Source organism: Pseudoflavonifractor phocaeensis (assembly GCF_038439875.1).
Taxonomy (GTDB): Bacteria; Bacillota; Clostridia; order Oscillospirales; family Oscillospiraceae; genus Vermiculatibacterium.
Map to the genome: position 1 here is coordinate 24,044 of NZ_JBCDMT010000002.1, position 13,964 is coordinate 38,007.

Below are 13,964 nucleotides of genomic sequence, written 5' to 3' on the forward strand. Positions count from 1 at the left end.
GTCTTTAAGTGAGCCTTTTCGCTCCGCCCCCGACAGCGAGCCCGTATTGAAGGAGTTGAAAGCACATGCACGCAATCATTGAGACCGGCGGCAAGCAGTATAAGGTGGCCGAGGGCGATACCCTCTTCATCGAGAAGCTGCCCAACGAGGCCGGGGACGCCGTGACCTTCGACAAGGTCCTGGCCATCCTGGACGGGGACAAGGCTACCTTCGGCACTCCCGTGGTGGAGGGCGCCAAGGTGGACGCCAGCGTCGTCAAGAACGGCAAGGGCAAGAAGATCATCGTCTTCAAGTATAAGCCCAAGAAGAACTACCGCCGTAAGCAGGGCCATCGTCAGCCCTATACCAAGGTGACCATCGGCAAGATCTCCGTGTAATGATCACCGCAGCGTTTCATATGGAGGGCGACCGCGTTGTGAGCTTCCAGGTGGAAGGACACAGCGGCCTGGCCCAATCGGGAGAGGACATCCTCTGCGCGGCCGTCACCAGCGCCGTCCGGCTCGTCGAGTGCGCCGTCAACGACGTGCTGGGGCTGGAGGCCTCGGTAAAGACCAACGCCAAGCAGGCGTCTATTTCCCTGAAACTCCCAGGCGGCCTGGGGCAGACCAATGAGAGCACCTGCCAGACCCTTCTGGCAAGCCTCATGCTCTACCTGACAGAGCTCCACGAGGAGTATCCCGACAATATCATCGTCATGGAGGTGTAAACCAATGCTGAAGATCGGACTGCAGTTTTTCGCCCACAAAAAGGGCGGCGGCTCCACCAAGAACGGCCGTGACTCCCACGCCCAGCGCCTGGGCGTCAAGCGGGGCGACGGCCAGTTCGTCCTGGCCGGCAACATCCTGGTGCGCCAGCGGGGCACCCACATCCACCCCGGCGAGGGCGTGGGCAAGGGCAGCGACGACACCCTCTTCGCTCTGCGGAGCGGCAAGGTGAAGTTCTCCCGTCTGGGCAAGGACCGCAAGCAGGTCTCTATTGTTGAGATTGCTCAGTAAGTAGAGAAAAAGGAGCGCCCCGGACGTTGTCCGGGGCGTTTTTTCCTCTGGTTGAGGGGAGAATAGAGAAGAGGAGGTGTCCTGTATGGCAAACAACGGATTTATCGACAAGGCCCGCATCACCGTGCGGGCGGGGACCGGCGGCAATGGAGCGGTGGCCTTCCACCGGGAGAAATACGTGGCGGCGGGCGGCCCCGACGGCGGCGACGGCGGCCGGGGGGGCGACATCGTGCTGACGGTGGACGGGCACATGTCCACCCTGATGGACTTTCGCTACAAGCGCAAATACGTGGCGGCGGACGGCATGCCCGGCCAGGGCAAGCGCTGCTCCGGCAAGGACGGCGAGGACCTGGTGATCCGGGTGCCCCGGGGCACTGTGGTGAAGGATACCGCCACCGGGGAGATCATCTGCGACATGGCGGGCCAGGACCGCTTCGTTTTGTGCAAGGGCGGCAAGGGGGGCTGGGGCAACCAGCACTTCGCCACCCCCACCCGGCAGGTGCCCCACTTCGCCAAGGCCGGCCTCCCCGGCCAGGAGCGGGAGGTGACCCTGGAGCTGAAGCTGCTGGCCGACGTGGGCCTGGTGGGCTTCCCCAACGTGGGCAAGTCCACCCTTTTGAGCGTGGTGACCCGGGCCCAGCCCAAGATCGCCAACTACCACTTTACCACCCTGTCCCCCAATTTGGGGGTGGTGGCCCTGGACGAGAACACCTCCTTCGTGCTGGCGGACATCCCCGGCATCATCGAGGGGGCCGCCGAGGGGGCGGGCCTGGGCTACGACTTCCTGCGGCACATCGACCGCTGCCGGCTCCTCATCCACGTGGTGGACGTTTCGGGCAGCGAGGGCCGTGACCCGGTGGCCGACTTCGAGGCCATCAACGCCGAGCTGGCCGAGTACAGCCGGTCGCTGGCCACCCGGCCCATGCTGGTGGCGGGCAACAAGACGGACATTGCCCAGGACCGGGAGGGCCTGGAGGCTCTTCGGGCCCACGTGGAGGCCCTGGGCCTGCCCTTCTTCGAACTCTCCGCCGCCGCTCACCAGGGTACCCGGGAACTGATGTGGGCCGCCGCCGAGAAGCTGCGGGAGCTGCCCCCCATCACGGTGTACGAGCCCACCTACGTGGAGCGTCCCCCCGAGGTGGACATGTCCACTCCCCCCACCATCGAGGTGGTGGACGGCACCTGGGTGGTGGACGGGCCCTGGCTGCGCCAGCTGATGGCCAACGTCAACTTCAGCGACTACGAGTCCAAGAACTGGTTCGACCGCCAGCTCCGGGAGTCCGGGCTCTTCGCCCGGCTGGAGGAAATGGGCATCCAGGATGGGGACATCGTGTGCCTGTACAACCTGGAATTCGAGTATCAGAGGTAAGAGAGGGGCTGAGGGCTATGGCAAAGGTAGAGGACCGGTTCCAGCGGGTCTATAAGCAGGGGATCACCACGGTGATGGAGGTCTGGGTGGACCGGGAGACCGGGGTCAACTACCTCTTTCACATGGACGGCTACGGCGGCGGGCTCACCCCCCTGCTGGACCGGGAGGGCAAGCCCGTGGTCTCTCCCATCCTAAACGGAAATCAATAAAGAAAACCCCCGGCTTCCATGGAAGCCGGGGGTTTTTGTTTTTGCGTTCCCTTATGGGGGAAGGTCCCTGTTTGCTCACAGGCCCACGGTGTGGGTGGCCAGGCAGTCGATCCAGCGGTGGTGCCCCTCCTTGGTGAAGTGGAGGCCGTCGGTGCTCAGCTCCTCTGGAAGGGGCTCTCCCGGCGGGGCGAAGGCGGCGGCGGTGTCCACCAGGTAGACCCGCTTTTCCCGGGCCAGACGGAGGAGAAGCTCGTTGCGGCGGGCCAGCCGGGCATTATCGGGGCCCTGGACCTCCGAGCGGGCCGCGGTGACGGGGATAAGGGTCTGGATGTAGATCTGGGCCCCGGGGAGAAGATCCCGGAGCTGGTCGATGAGGGCGGCGTAGCCGTCGTAGTAGGACCCCTCGTCCATCCAGGAGGCCTCGTTGACCCCCAGCATCAAATAGACCTTGCGCCAGGTGCCCCCCGACAGGGCCTCCTCCAGGGTGGCTTTCCCGTCTTTCAGGGGGAAGAGGGCTTTGGTCCGGGCGGTGTTCACGTTGAGGCCGGGGTGGGTCAGGCCCAGACCGGCCCTGAGGGTGCTGTACAATAGGAGCCCCTCGGTGCGGGAGTCCCCAATAAAGACGGCGTCGGAAAACCAGTCCGGGTCCACCGGGTCGGTGGCGGGGAGGGGGGACTCAAAAAGGACGGGGGCGTCCACAACGTCTGGGACGGCTTCCCGGGGCGCGGGCTGAAGGGCCCGGCCGGGGAGGGAGAGGAGCAGGGCCGCGGCGAGGACGAGAGAGACGGGGCGGAATGGACGGCGGAGCATAGCCTCAGCCCTCCAGGAAGGTGTCGACGGGGCCGTAGTCGGCGGCGATGACCAGCAGGACGGAGCTGCCCCTGGCCTCGGTGACGGCGCTCTGGAGCTTGGTGATCTCGTTGGGGAGGTAGCTGGCCAGGGCCTCGGTCCGGTCCTCCACCCGAAGCTGGAGGGCGGACAGGGCGGTCCCGGCGGCGTCAGAGTCCTTGAGGGTGAAGATGGCCAGCTCCTCGGCGGTGGCCCCGGTGGAGCCGTAAACGGCGCAGGCGGTGACGGTGGAGGCGTCGATGCCGTAGAGAAGGCAGGCGGTATCCTGGTCGATCTCGGTCAAAGACTCGGAGAAGGCGCCGGAGTTCAAAAGGGTCTCGGCGTCGGCAGAGGGGTCAAAGGCCTTTTTCCCGTCCCCGCCGCAGGCGGTGAGGGAGAGGCAGAGGGCCAGAGAGGTGATTCCAGCAAGTAATTTTTTCATGAGAGATACCTTCCTGTTTTTGAACTCAGTGGCCCGTATGGGTCATAAGGTAATCCAGCCATTTGACGTAGCCGGTCTTTTGGAAGTGGACGCCGTCGGCGGAGTCCTCCCGGGGGACCTCGCCGGTCTCATCCACCAGGGCTTCGGAGACGTTGATGAGGGGGACCTTTTTCTCGGCGGCCATGGCGGCCAACGCCTCGTTATAGCTGGCGATGCCCTCGTTCGTCACGTAATAGGGGATGTCGTTGGCCTTGCATTTGCCGGTGTTGACGGGGATGATGGACTGGACGTAGACGGCGGCCTCCGGCTGGCAGGCGCGGACGGCGTCGATAAACTGGCCATAAGTGTCGGCGAAGCCCTGGGGATCATAGTAACCCAGCTCGTTGACCCCCAGGGAGATGTAGACCTTGCCGTACTGCTTCCGGGCCAAGGCGTCCAGCACGGAGACCTTCCCGCCGTCCACCCGGATGACCTTCTTGCCCTCCATCACGTCAAAGACGGTGATGCCGGTATAGTCCAGGAAGTCGGCCCCGGAGATGCCGCTGTACAGCTTGAAGCCGTCGGTGCGGGAGTCGCCGATAAATACGGCGTCGGAGAACCACTCCATCTCCACCTTCTCCCCCAGGGGCACGGGCTGGGTGTAATCGGGCTCCGGCTCCGGGGTGGGTGTGGGCTCCGGCGTGGGCGTGGGGTCCGGAGCGGCAGTGGCGGCGGGGGGGACCGATTCGACGGCCTGGCCAGCCTCAGCCCCGGAACGGGTCAGGATAAGCAGGATCAAAAGCCCCACGCATACCGCCAGGACGGCCAAAAGCCAGACAGGGGGCGCGGCGGGGCTGTGGTCCCGGCGGGGACGGGGCTGGGAAGGGTGGTTGGGCTCGGACAAGAAAATCACTCCTAAAACAATGAGATCATGGAAAATCCCCCAAAAATCGACTTTGAGGGCAAAAAAATCAGGGCAGGAGCAGGGCTTCCAGCTCGGCGAAACAGGTCACCTCATAGGTGGGGGAGATGGGCCCCGGCGCCGTGCCGCGGCGGTTGAGCCAAACGCTGTCCAGCCGGGCGTTGAAGGCCCCCTTGATGTCGCTGGAGAGGCTGTCCCCGATGACCAGGGCGTATTTGCGCCGGCTTTCGATGCCCAGAGCGGCCAGGACCTTGTCAAAATACTCCTTCTCCGGCTTGCGGCAGCCCAGCTCGCCGGAGATGTAGACCCGGTCCCCGAAGAGGGGGGCCAGGGGGGAGCGCTCCAGACGGCGGCGCTGGACATAGGGCACCCCGTTGGTGACCAGGGCCAGGGTGTAGCGCCCGGCCAGCTTCCGGCAGAGGGCCTCCGCCCCGGGCAGCAGGACGCTGCCGCCGGCCAGGCGGTCTAAGTAGCTGCGGTTCCAGGCCTCCGGGTCCCCGGAGAGGCCCTCCCCCTCCAAAAAACGGGCAAAGCGCTGGATCACCAGGTCCTCCTGGGCGATCTCGCCCCGGTCAAAAGCGGCCCAGAGGGCGGAGTTGATGGCCCGGTAGCGGGCCTTGATCTCCTCCCCGGCGTCCAGCCCGTAGTAGAGCAGGGTGCGGGTGAGGGCAAACTCCTCGGCGGCGTCGAAGTCGAAAAGGGTGTTGTCGGCGTCGAACAAGAGCCAGCGGTAGGCGGTCATGGGCGGTCCTCCCTGTGCCGGGAGAGGACCCGGCGGTGATGATAGTTGGTCCACATGCGCACGGCGGAGGAGACCAGCAGAACGCCCACCGCCAGGGCCCCGGCGATGCCCAGGGTATGGAGGAAGGTGGACAAAAACAGGTCGATCTCCCCGTTGATGGCGTGTTCCATGGTGTAGTAGATGCCCCCGCCGGGGACCAGTGGGAAGGAGGCCACCAGCAGGTAACCCGTCACCGGGCATTTGCGGACGCGGGCCATGGCCTCGGAATAGGCGGAAATGACGATGGCGGCCAGAAAAGACTGGGTGATCTCGCTTTGCAGCAGGGGGGCGGAGGCCAGGTACACCAGCCAGCCCAGGGCCCCGCCGAAGGCGCAGATCAGGATGCCGCCGCCGTGGATGTTGTAGATGACGGCGAAGCCCCCGGCCCCGATGAAGGCGAAGAGCACGGGCAGCAGATACAAAAACGTCTCCCCCATCCTCACACCCCCCAGAAAAGCCGGGTGAGCCCCAGGGCGAAGGCGGTGCCCAGGGCCACCGAGACGCCGGTGAGCAAAGCGTCGGCGATCTTGCTGATGCCCGCCACCATGTCCCCGGCCATGACGTCCCGGATGGCGTTTGTAAAGATGATGCCGGGGACCAGGGCCATCAGGGCGCCGATGATGATCTTCTCGCTGTGCTGGCCGATGCCGATATGGGTGAGGAAGACGGCCAGCAGGGCGGACAGGGCCGCGCCCAGCATGGACTTGAAGAAGAGGTTGGTTTTCAGCCAGGTCATGGCGGTGAGGGCCAGCCCGATGGCCAGGCCGCACAGCCCGCCGCACAGGGCGTCCCGGGGGGTGCCGCCGAAAAAGAGGGAGAAGGCGGCGCCGGCCACGGCGTAGGCCGTCATCTGCACCGCCAGGGGGTACTCCCGCCGGTGCTGGCTGATCCGCAGAAGCCGCTGCCGGGCCTCGGCTACGGGCGGCGTCTCCCGGCACAGGGACCGGCACAGGTCGTTGTAGCGCTCCAGCAGGTCGATATCGGTGCCATGGGAGGGCATCCGCCGCACCTGGGTCATGGGCACCCCGTCGGGGGTGACCATGCTGACGATGATGCAGTTGGGGATCACGAAGGGGTCGGCCTGGGGCACGCCGTAGGCCTGGAGAAGCCGCTGGATGGACTCCTCCACCCGGTAGATCTCCGCCCCGCACTCCAAAAGGCCGAACCCCAGGTCGGTGGCGAGGGAGAGAAGCTGGTCGTAATCCATGGGGCACCGCCTTTCCGCGACAAGAAATATTCCAAAAATCTAGTTTACCCCATGGGAGGGAACACTGCAAGAGCAATTCCGGGAAAAAGGGTCAAAATTCGGAAAAACAGGACGGCCCTCAGCCGGGCATGGCCTCCCGCTCCCGGCTGAGCTCCTCATAGAGGGTGTAGAAGGGCCACTGGGCGTTGCTCTGGGTCAGCACCGCCTTCAGACAGGTCCGGGGCACCTCCATTTTCCGCAAGGCCTGGAGCAGCCGGTCCAGCTGTTGGGAGCCGACGGAGCAGAAGACCAGCACGGGCTCGGGGATGGGCGGAAAGGGCTGGACCTCTCCGGCGGGGCGGAGCCCCTCGGCCAGGGCGGCCACCGGACGGCCCAGGTCGGCGTCCTCCACCGTCCGCAGGCGAAGGCCCTGGATGGCGCACATCTGCCGCAGCTTGGGGACCCAGGGGGCGCCGTGGGGATCATATAGGAGAAGGGTCTGTTTCGGCATGGAAAGACCTCCTTAACACAGTTTGAAACTATGGTATCATGGAACTGGGCGGGTGTCCAGAGGTGACATAAAAGGAAATGAAATTGTCGCACATCAAGGCGGAAAAGACGCACAGGATAGTTTGCGCGCCAGACAAAAAAATAACGGCGCCGCGTCCACCGGACGCGGCGCCGCGGATCGATTTTGCGGATTTTCCGGGAGGGACGGACCGCGGAAAAACGCAGGCTGGGAGCCGGAGACACGCTCCGGCTCCCAGCCTGCGGAGAGAGGTGAGAGGCTTACTTCCTAAGAGACTCCTTGATCATGTTGTAAAACACGGCGATACCGATGCCGCAGCCGACGATGATGATGACGTAGTCGATAATGCCCATATTGACGACTCCTTTCTGATGGTGGTACGGCCCCGCTTACTGCTGGACAGGAGCTTCGGAGGGCTTGTAGCAGATGAGGTTGGCGGCAAACATGGTGATGGTGGAGCAGATGAGGCCGAAGACGAAGTGGCTGATGCCCAGGGGGGAGCCCAGGGCCCAGTAGCCCAGGGTGGAGACCACGGCCACGGCGATGGTGATGAGGGTGCCGGTGGAGTTCATCTTCTTGCGCCAGAAGAACAGCCCGCAGAAGATGGGCACCAGGGCTGCGTTGCTGGGGGCGCTCACGTCTTCCATGATGGCCACGATGGAGGAGCCGAAGTAGCCCACCACGATGCCCAGGGCGGCCACCAGGATCATGCACACCCGCTGGGTGGCCAGCAGCTTCTTGTCGTCCATCTTGACAAAGCGGCCGATGACGTCCCGGGAGATGGTGACGGAGGTGAGCATGGTGACCGACCCGGCGGTGCCCATGACGGCGGCCAGCAGGGCGGCCAGCAGCACGGCGCCCAGCACGGGGCCGGCCAGTTGGTCCACCATGGCGGGGAGAATGGAGTCGGAGGTGCCCAGGTTGGGGATGAGGGCGCAGCCGGCCAGACCCACGAAGCTGGCGAACAGCAGATAGGGGAAGTAGATCATCAGGGAGGCGGTGAGGGAGGCGCCCCGGGCCTCCTCGGCGCTCCGGGCGCCGCAGATGCGCAGGAAGTTCTCGCTGTTCATCAGGCTGTTGGTGCAGTAGAAGAACATGGAGCTGAACATGGTGACCACGGGCAGCAGCCCGCCGATCTGGACCTTCTGGACGTCGGCGGCCTCGATGGTGGCCATCATGTTGGCCACGCCGCCGGTCTTGACGATGGAGAGGATGGGCAGGATGATGAGCACGGAGAGGACCATCAGCCCGATGTTCAGCTTGTCGGTCTTGGTGGCGGCGGCCATGCCGCCCAGAACGGTGTAGACCAGCATAACGGCGGTCATGATGACCATGGCGGTCAGCAGGTCCAGGCTGGGCACGAACATGATGAGGATGGTGCCCAGGGAGCGGATCTGGGAGGCCACGATGGAAAACACCGCGAAGATGGACAGCAGCGCGATGCAGTTGGCGCACTTGGCGCCCAGGTGCTTGCGGATGAGCTCGGGGATGGTGCTCACGTTCTCCCCCCGGATCTTCTTGGCGAAGACCAGGCTGGAGATGACGGCGCCCACGCCCACGGCGATGGCCAGATAGAAGCCGGAGATGCCGTAGGCGTAGCACATGCTGGCGCAGCCCAGGGTGGAGCCGGCGCCGATCCAGGCGGAGGACATGGAGAACACGTTGGTCCAGAAGGGGATGTCGCGGTTGGCGGTGGCGAAGTCGTCGGCCGTCTTGACCTTGCGGCCGGCGAAGATGCCGATCAGCAGGATCGCCACGATGTACAGGATCGCGATAAGCATTTTTGCCATACAGACCCATCCTTTCTCTTACGCGGGGGCGGTTTCTTCCTTTCTCTTCTCGCTGGGACAATACAAGGGGACGTTATTTGCCGAGGATCTCCCGGATGCCCTTTTCCACCCGGTCCAGGCCCTCGGACAGCACCTCCCGGCTGGTGGCCAGGCAGATGCGCACATGGCCCGCGGAGCCGGGACCGAAGAACTTGGCGCCGCCGGGGACGATGGAGACCTTGTGCTTCTCGGCCAGGTAGTTGACCAGCTCCTCGGCCTCCATTCCCACGCCGGAGACGTCGGGGAAGATGACGAAGGTGGCCTGGGGCTTGTAACAGCTCACCCCGGGCATGGCGTTGAGCCGCTCCAGGGCGTAGTCCCGGTTCCCGGTGACGTGGGCCATGAACTCGTCCACCCAGTAGTAGCACCGCTCCACGCAGGCCTGTCCGGCCACCTGGGACAGAGCGTCGATGCCGCCGATGGTGGTCTCCACCAGAGAGGCGGCCACCACCCGCTCAAAGAGCTCCGGGTCCTGGCAGTAGACGCAGCCCGCCCGCAGCCCGGCGATGCCGAAGCTCTTGGAGAAGCCGAAGACGGAGAGGGTGCGCATGTTCCGCTCGTTGCCCAGGTTCAGAAGGCTGTTGAACTGGGCGTCGGGGTAGACGATGTCGGACCAGATCTCATCGTTCATGATGTAGAAGCCGTACTTCTCGGACAGCTTCAAAATGTGGTCCAGGTCCTCCAGGGGGTAGACCTTGCCCAGGGGGTTGTGGGGGTTGCACAGGCCCAGCATCTTGGTCTTGGGGGTGATGTAGCGCTCCAGGTCGGAAAAGTCGATGGTGCCGTCTTCCCGGAAGGTCATGGGGAAGAGCTTGACGGTGGCCCCGGCGGCCTCCATGGAGGTCTTGAAGAGGAAGTCGACGGGGTCGAAGACCAGCGCCTCGTCCCCGGGCTGGAGGACGGCCTTTGCGATGGCGCTCATGCCCCGGGCGGCGCTGTCGATGGGCAGGATGAGCTCGGGGTCCACGATCTCGTTCTTGCGCTCTTTCAGGGCCTTGGAGATGGCCTTCTTGAAGGAGGGGAAGCCCCGTTTGGGGGTGTAGGAGAAGTAGCCGCCCTGGATGTACTCCACAAGGGCCTGGCTGATCTCGGGGGCGGGCGGGAAGTCGGTGTCGGCGGCGGTGAGGGGGATGACCCCCTCGGGCACCTCGGCCCAGCGCAGGTTATAGGCCCGCTGGCGGAGAATGTCGAAGTTGATGCTCTTGCTGGTAAAATCGACCATAAAATGATTCCTCCCTGTCTGTTGATGTTCGGCGGTCAGCGGGGACCTTAGTCCGCCTCGGCGATGGCCTCGATCTCGCACAGCAGCCCCTTGGGCAGGTCCTTCACCGCCACGCAGCTGCGGGAGGGCTTGCTGGTGAAGTACTTGGCGTACACCTCGTTGAAGGCGGCGAAGTCGGCCATGTCGGCCAGGAAGCAGGTGGTCTTGACCACCCGGTCGAAGCCCGTGCCCGCGGCGGCCAGGATGGCCCCCACGTTCTTGCAGCTCTGCTCGGCCTGGGCCTGGATGCCCTCGGGGGCGGCGCCGGTGGCCGGGTCCACGGGGATCTGGCCGGAGGTGAAGGCCAGGCCTCTGGAGACCCAGCCCTGGGAATAGGGCCCGATGGCGGCGGGGGCGTTCTTGGTTTCGATGAGCTTCATAACAGCAGTTCTCCTTTCTCTCTTGCGAAACGCGCCGTGCTGCGCCTTTCTCAGTATCACCAGTGTAACACTAAAATTTATTTCATTCAATAGATTTTATAAATAAAAATTATTTTAGTCTTTTGTTAAAATGGTACAAAGGCTGCTGGGAAATATTTGGGTTCAAAAGTAAACTCGGACAAAAGGGCGGCGCCGGGGTATCCCGGCGCCGCCCTTGGCGCGTTTTGTGCCGCGTATTTTATTCACCCTGTTTGGTGTGGCGGAGGTGGAGGTAGACGGTGTTTTTGGAGATGCCCATAGCCTCCGCCACCAGGTCCACGGCGCTCTTCATGTTGAAGATGCCCTGGGCGTAAAGGTGGGCCACGATCTGGCGGTTCTTGAGGGAGGAGGGCACGGAGGGCTGGGCCTCCACGTGTTTACGGGCCTGCTCCACCGCCTGCTCCACCAGCTCGGCGGTGTTGTCGCTGAAGGTCTCGGTGACCCGGGCGGGGGCCGCGGCGGGGGGAGTGAAGATGGAGAGGATCTGGGAAAAGGGGGTGTCCAGATAGAAGTTGATGCACAGAAGGCCGATGATCCGCCGGTTTTCCCCGCGAATGGCGATGGTGGCCGCCTTCAGCGGCTCCCCCTTCTTGTTCTGGGTAAAGTAGGAGATAAAGGTGGAGCCCTCCTGCTCGGTGATGCGGCCCAGCATGTCCAAAGCCAGGTTGGTGATGGGGGCCCCCGTCTTGCGGCCGGTGTGGTGGCCGTTGACGATCTTCACCACGGAGTGTTCCAAATCCTCCAGACTGTGGAGGACCATCTCGTACCCCTCGCCCATGTAGTCGGCCAGCCCGTCCAGCAGGCTGCCGTAAGAGTCCAGGACCAGCCGGTCGTTACGGGTGAGGATCAGGTTTTTGTATTCCATCGCAAACTCACATCCATCCGGTTTGTGTCAATCAATAGCCATATACTACCACAGATAAATGCCCGCTGTCCATGCCCAGTTGGGGAAAAGGGGGAGACGCCGCCCTGCCGGCGGCGTCTCCCCCTTAAAAACACGTTGTTTTTCGATGGTTGTCCTACCGCAGCAGCGGCAGGCTCCCCGTGAGCTTGTTGACCTGCTTTTTCGGCCCGCAGAGGAGCAGGGCCAGATAGCTGTGGCCGTCCTCCGGGGTGCGGGCGGCCTTCGCCTCGTACTCGTCATAGACCTGGCAGCTCTGGGCCACGTCGGAGAAGTCGGCGGTGAACACCTCCTGAAAGGCGGGGTCCTTCAGCCGTTGGCGCAGGGCGCGCAGCCCCTCGGCATCGCTTTTCAGGATGGGGACGGGGAAGGTGGTGATGCCGGGGTGGGTGACGCCGGAGGCGTCGGTGACGTCCGGGCCCACCACCTCGGGGTACCGGGCCCCCAGGGTGATGCCCAGGATGGCGGCGGTGTTGGCCAGCACCCCGGTGGGGAGGGCCTCGTCGGCCACCATCACACATTTCTCTTCCGCTGGATTCATGCGGCCATCTCCTTTTCCTTCGGCTGTCCGCCGCGTTTTTCCGAGAGGAACAGCCCCGCCAAAATGAGCGCCATGCCCACCAGGGCTGCGGGGGTGGGCCGCTCCCCCAGCACCAGGGCGGAGGCGGCCACGGTCACCAGGGGGACCAGATAAATGTACACGGTGGTGGCCACCGCCCCCAGCCGCCGCACGGCGAAGCCCCAGGTGACGAAGCAGGCCGCCGAGGCTCCCAGCCCCAGGTAGAGAAGGCCCCCCAGGTTGGCGGGCCGCAGCAGCACCGCCAGGGTGGGGTGGAAGTCCATGAGGAAGAGGGCGGGGATCATGAACACAAGGCCGTAAAAGAAGGCCCGGCGGGTGCACAAAATGTTGTCGTAGCCCAAAGTGCCGATCTTCCGGGTGAGGATGGAGTAGCAGGCCCACACCAGGGCCGCCAGCAGGGCCAGCAGGCTGCCCCGGAGGTCCAATGCCACCCCGCCGCCGCCCCAGCTCACCAACGCCACCCCGGCGATGGCGGCGGCGAAGCCCGCGAAGAACCGGGCGCCGGGCCGCTCCCCGTCCAGAAAGCGGGGGGCCAGCAGGGCGGTGAAGAGGGGGGACACCGCCACGATGACCCCTACGTTGGAGGCCAGGGTGAAGGTGAGGGCCACGTTCTCAAAGAGGAAATAGAGGGTCACTCCGCACAGTCCCGCGGCGGCGAAGAGGAATTCCTCCCTGGGCTGTTCCGGCTTCAGCCGCCGGGGGCGGATGGCGAGGAGGGCCAGATAGCCCAGGGCGAAGCGGCAGAACAGGATCTCCACCGGGGAGAGGGAGGCCAGCAGGGACTTGGTAAAGACAAAGGTGGTCCCCCAGAAAAAGATGGTGAAAAAGGCGGCCAGGTGGCCGCTCAGGCGGCTGGAGTCAGGCACGGCGGGGTTCCTCCTTGGTGAAGATATTGGCGTACTGCCGGGGGGTGAGGCCGATGAGCCGCTTGAAGTGGTTGGAGAAGTGGCTCTGGTCGGCAAAGCCGCAGGAGAGGGCGGCGTCCAGGGGGGTGGCCCCCGCCTCCAGCCGCTTTTTGGCCTCCCCCACCCGGACGGTGACCAGGTAGCTGTACGGGGTGATGCCCATTTCCCGGGTAAAGGCCCGGATGAGGCGGTATTTGCTCCAGCCGGTGAGGGCGCTGAGGTCGTCCAGGACCACCCGCCGGTCGTAATGCCGGGACAGGTAGTCCCGCACGGCGTCCACCTCCGGCCCGCCGGAGGCGGGCGGGGCGAGGGGCTCCCCGGCGTAGTCGGTGAGGAGCTGGCCCAGCAGGAGGAGGAAGGTCTCCTCCTTATCAAAGTCCTTGGCCTCCTCCATGATGAGGGTGTGGAGGGCCCGCAGGGCGGGGACCTGCTCGGCGTCCGGGACCAGGTTGGAGGTGAACCGGGGCAGGGCGGGGGAGCCGGTAATTTCCCGCACCGCCCGCTCCATGGTCTCCACGGGGACGTTGAGACAGCGGTAATCCAGCGGCCGGTCGTCCACCGGACGGCAGGCGTGGACGTCGCCGGGGTTAAACAACAGCAGGGACCCCGGCCCGGTTTGGCAGACGAAGTCCTTGCAGGTGGCCTCCTGGAGGCCCTGCTCCAGAAAGCCGATGAAGTAGTAGTCGTGAAAGTGGCTGGGGAAGGCCTGCATGACCCCCTGGAACAGGTAGGCCTCCAATTTCAAGTCCTGGTCATAGAGGACGACGCGCCGGTCCTGGGCCATGAGCTCAACTCCTTTATCAGAGGAAGTATATCGGAAAAGGGCGGG

Annotated in this window: 19 protein-coding genes; 5 read left to right on the forward strand and 14 right to left on the reverse strand. The window is 64.6% G+C overall.

What is annotated here, in order from left to right; genetic code table 11:
* The first annotated feature begins 65 nt into the window (after nucleotides 1–65).
* From rplU to AAEU42_RS02845, 5 genes are all read left to right on the forward strand, one after another.
* Complete coding sequence (rplU, locus tag AAEU42_RS02825) at nucleotides 66–377, forward strand: 50S ribosomal protein L21 (protein WP_342232014.1); 312 nt, start codon at nucleotides 66–68, stop codon at nucleotides 375–377.
* On the forward strand, nucleotides 377–706 hold the full coding sequence (locus AAEU42_RS02830) for a ribosomal-processing cysteine protease Prp (RefSeq protein WP_342232015.1): 330 nt from the start codon (nucleotides 377–379) through the stop codon (nucleotides 704–706). Before rplU ends, AAEU42_RS02830 begins: the two co-directional genes overlap by 1 nt.
* 4 nt (nucleotides 707–710) lie before the next feature.
* Nucleotides 711–995: a 50S ribosomal protein L27 gene (rpmA, locus tag AAEU42_RS02835; RefSeq protein WP_342232016.1), complete on the forward strand. Its 285-nt coding sequence runs from the start codon at nucleotides 711–713 to the stop codon at nucleotides 993–995.
* Between the two features lie 85 nt (nucleotides 996–1,080).
* Nucleotides 1,081–2,364 carry a GTPase ObgE gene (gene obgE, locus AAEU42_RS02840; protein ID WP_342232017.1) on the forward strand — a complete coding sequence of 428 codons (1,284 nt, stop codon included), beginning with the start codon at nucleotides 1,081–1,083 and terminating at the stop codon, nucleotides 2,362–2,364.
* A 17-nt stretch (nucleotides 2,365–2,381) separates the two neighbouring features.
* Complete coding sequence (locus AAEU42_RS02845) at nucleotides 2,382–2,573, forward strand: DUF6440 family protein (RefSeq protein ID WP_342232018.1); 192 nt, start codon at nucleotides 2,382–2,384, stop codon at nucleotides 2,571–2,573.
* Nucleotides 2,574–2,648: 75 nt separating this feature from the next.
* Here AAEU42_RS02845 and AAEU42_RS02850 read toward each other — a convergent pair whose 3' ends face one another.
* The 14 genes from AAEU42_RS02850 to AAEU42_RS02915 all read right to left on the reverse strand — a co-directional run bounded on the left by AAEU42_RS02850 (nucleotide 2,649) and on the right by AAEU42_RS02915 (nucleotide 13,919).
* Entirely contained in the window at nucleotides 2,649–3,383 is a 735-nt protein-coding gene (locus tag AAEU42_RS02850) for a GDSL-type esterase/lipase family protein (RefSeq protein ID WP_342232019.1), read from the reverse strand.
* A gap of 4 nt (nucleotides 3,384–3,387) precedes the next feature.
* Complete coding sequence (locus tag AAEU42_RS02855; protein WP_342232020.1) at nucleotides 3,388–3,843, reverse strand: DUF4358 domain-containing protein; 456 nt, start codon at nucleotides 3,841–3,843, stop codon at nucleotides 3,388–3,390.
* A 25-nt stretch (nucleotides 3,844–3,868) separates the two neighbouring features.
* Nucleotides 3,869–4,726 carry a GDSL-type esterase/lipase family protein gene (locus tag AAEU42_RS02860; RefSeq protein WP_342232021.1) on the reverse strand — a complete coding sequence of 286 codons (858 nt, stop codon included), beginning with the start codon at nucleotides 4,724–4,726 and terminating at the stop codon, nucleotides 3,869–3,871.
* 67 nt (nucleotides 4,727–4,793) lie between these two features.
* Nucleotides 4,794–5,486: a YjjG family noncanonical pyrimidine nucleotidase gene (locus AAEU42_RS02865; RefSeq protein WP_342232022.1), complete on the reverse strand. Its 693-nt coding sequence runs from the start codon at nucleotides 5,484–5,486 to the stop codon at nucleotides 4,794–4,796.
* Nucleotides 5,483–5,962, reverse strand: a complete 480-nt coding sequence (locus tag AAEU42_RS02870) for a threonine/serine exporter family protein (protein WP_342232023.1) — start codon at nucleotides 5,960–5,962, stop codon at nucleotides 5,483–5,485. The genes AAEU42_RS02865 and AAEU42_RS02870 overlap by 4 nt, the downstream gene beginning before the upstream one ends.
* A gap of 2 nt (nucleotides 5,963–5,964) precedes the next feature.
* On the reverse strand, nucleotides 5,965–6,732 hold the full coding sequence (locus AAEU42_RS02875) for a threonine/serine exporter family protein (protein ID WP_342232024.1): 768 nt from the start codon (nucleotides 6,730–6,732) through the stop codon (nucleotides 5,965–5,967).
* Nucleotides 6,733–6,850: 118 nt separating this feature from the next.
* Nucleotides 6,851–7,222, reverse strand: a complete 372-nt coding sequence (locus AAEU42_RS02880; RefSeq protein ID WP_342232025.1) for a DUF3783 domain-containing protein — start codon at nucleotides 7,220–7,222, stop codon at nucleotides 6,851–6,853.
* A gap of 407 nt (nucleotides 7,223–7,629) precedes the next feature.
* Complete coding sequence (locus AAEU42_RS02885) at nucleotides 7,630–9,030, reverse strand: sodium:solute symporter family protein (RefSeq protein WP_342232026.1); 1,401 nt, start codon at nucleotides 9,028–9,030, stop codon at nucleotides 7,630–7,632.
* A gap of 73 nt (nucleotides 9,031–9,103) precedes the next feature.
* Nucleotides 9,104–10,291 (reverse strand): aminotransferase class I/II-fold pyridoxal phosphate-dependent enzyme, encoded by a 1,188-nt coding sequence (locus tag AAEU42_RS02890; protein ID WP_342232027.1) that lies wholly within the window; start codon nucleotides 10,289–10,291, stop codon nucleotides 9,104–9,106.
* A gap of 47 nt (nucleotides 10,292–10,338) precedes the next feature.
* Nucleotides 10,339–10,710, reverse strand: coding sequence for a RidA family protein (locus tag AAEU42_RS02895; RefSeq protein WP_342232028.1), 372 nt, complete (start codon nucleotides 10,708–10,710; stop codon nucleotides 10,339–10,341).
* Nucleotides 10,711–10,948: 238 nt separating this feature from the next.
* Nucleotides 10,949–11,614, reverse strand: a complete 666-nt coding sequence (locus tag AAEU42_RS02900) for a helix-turn-helix transcriptional regulator (RefSeq protein ID WP_342232029.1) — start codon at nucleotides 11,612–11,614, stop codon at nucleotides 10,949–10,951.
* 154 nt (nucleotides 11,615–11,768) lie between these two features.
* Entirely contained in the window at nucleotides 11,769–12,191 is a 423-nt protein-coding gene (locus AAEU42_RS02905) for a DUF2000 domain-containing protein (RefSeq protein WP_342232030.1), read from the reverse strand.
* Nucleotides 12,188–13,096, reverse strand: coding sequence for a DMT family transporter (locus AAEU42_RS02910; protein ID WP_342232031.1), 909 nt, complete (start codon nucleotides 13,094–13,096; stop codon nucleotides 12,188–12,190). The genes AAEU42_RS02905 and AAEU42_RS02910 overlap by 4 nt, the downstream gene beginning before the upstream one ends.
* Nucleotides 13,089–13,919 carry an AraC family ligand binding domain-containing protein gene (locus tag AAEU42_RS02915; protein WP_342232032.1) on the reverse strand — a complete coding sequence of 277 codons (831 nt, stop codon included), beginning with the start codon at nucleotides 13,917–13,919 and terminating at the stop codon, nucleotides 13,089–13,091. The genes AAEU42_RS02910 and AAEU42_RS02915 overlap by 8 nt, the downstream gene beginning before the upstream one ends.
* Nucleotides 13,920–13,964: the final 45 nt, after the last annotated feature.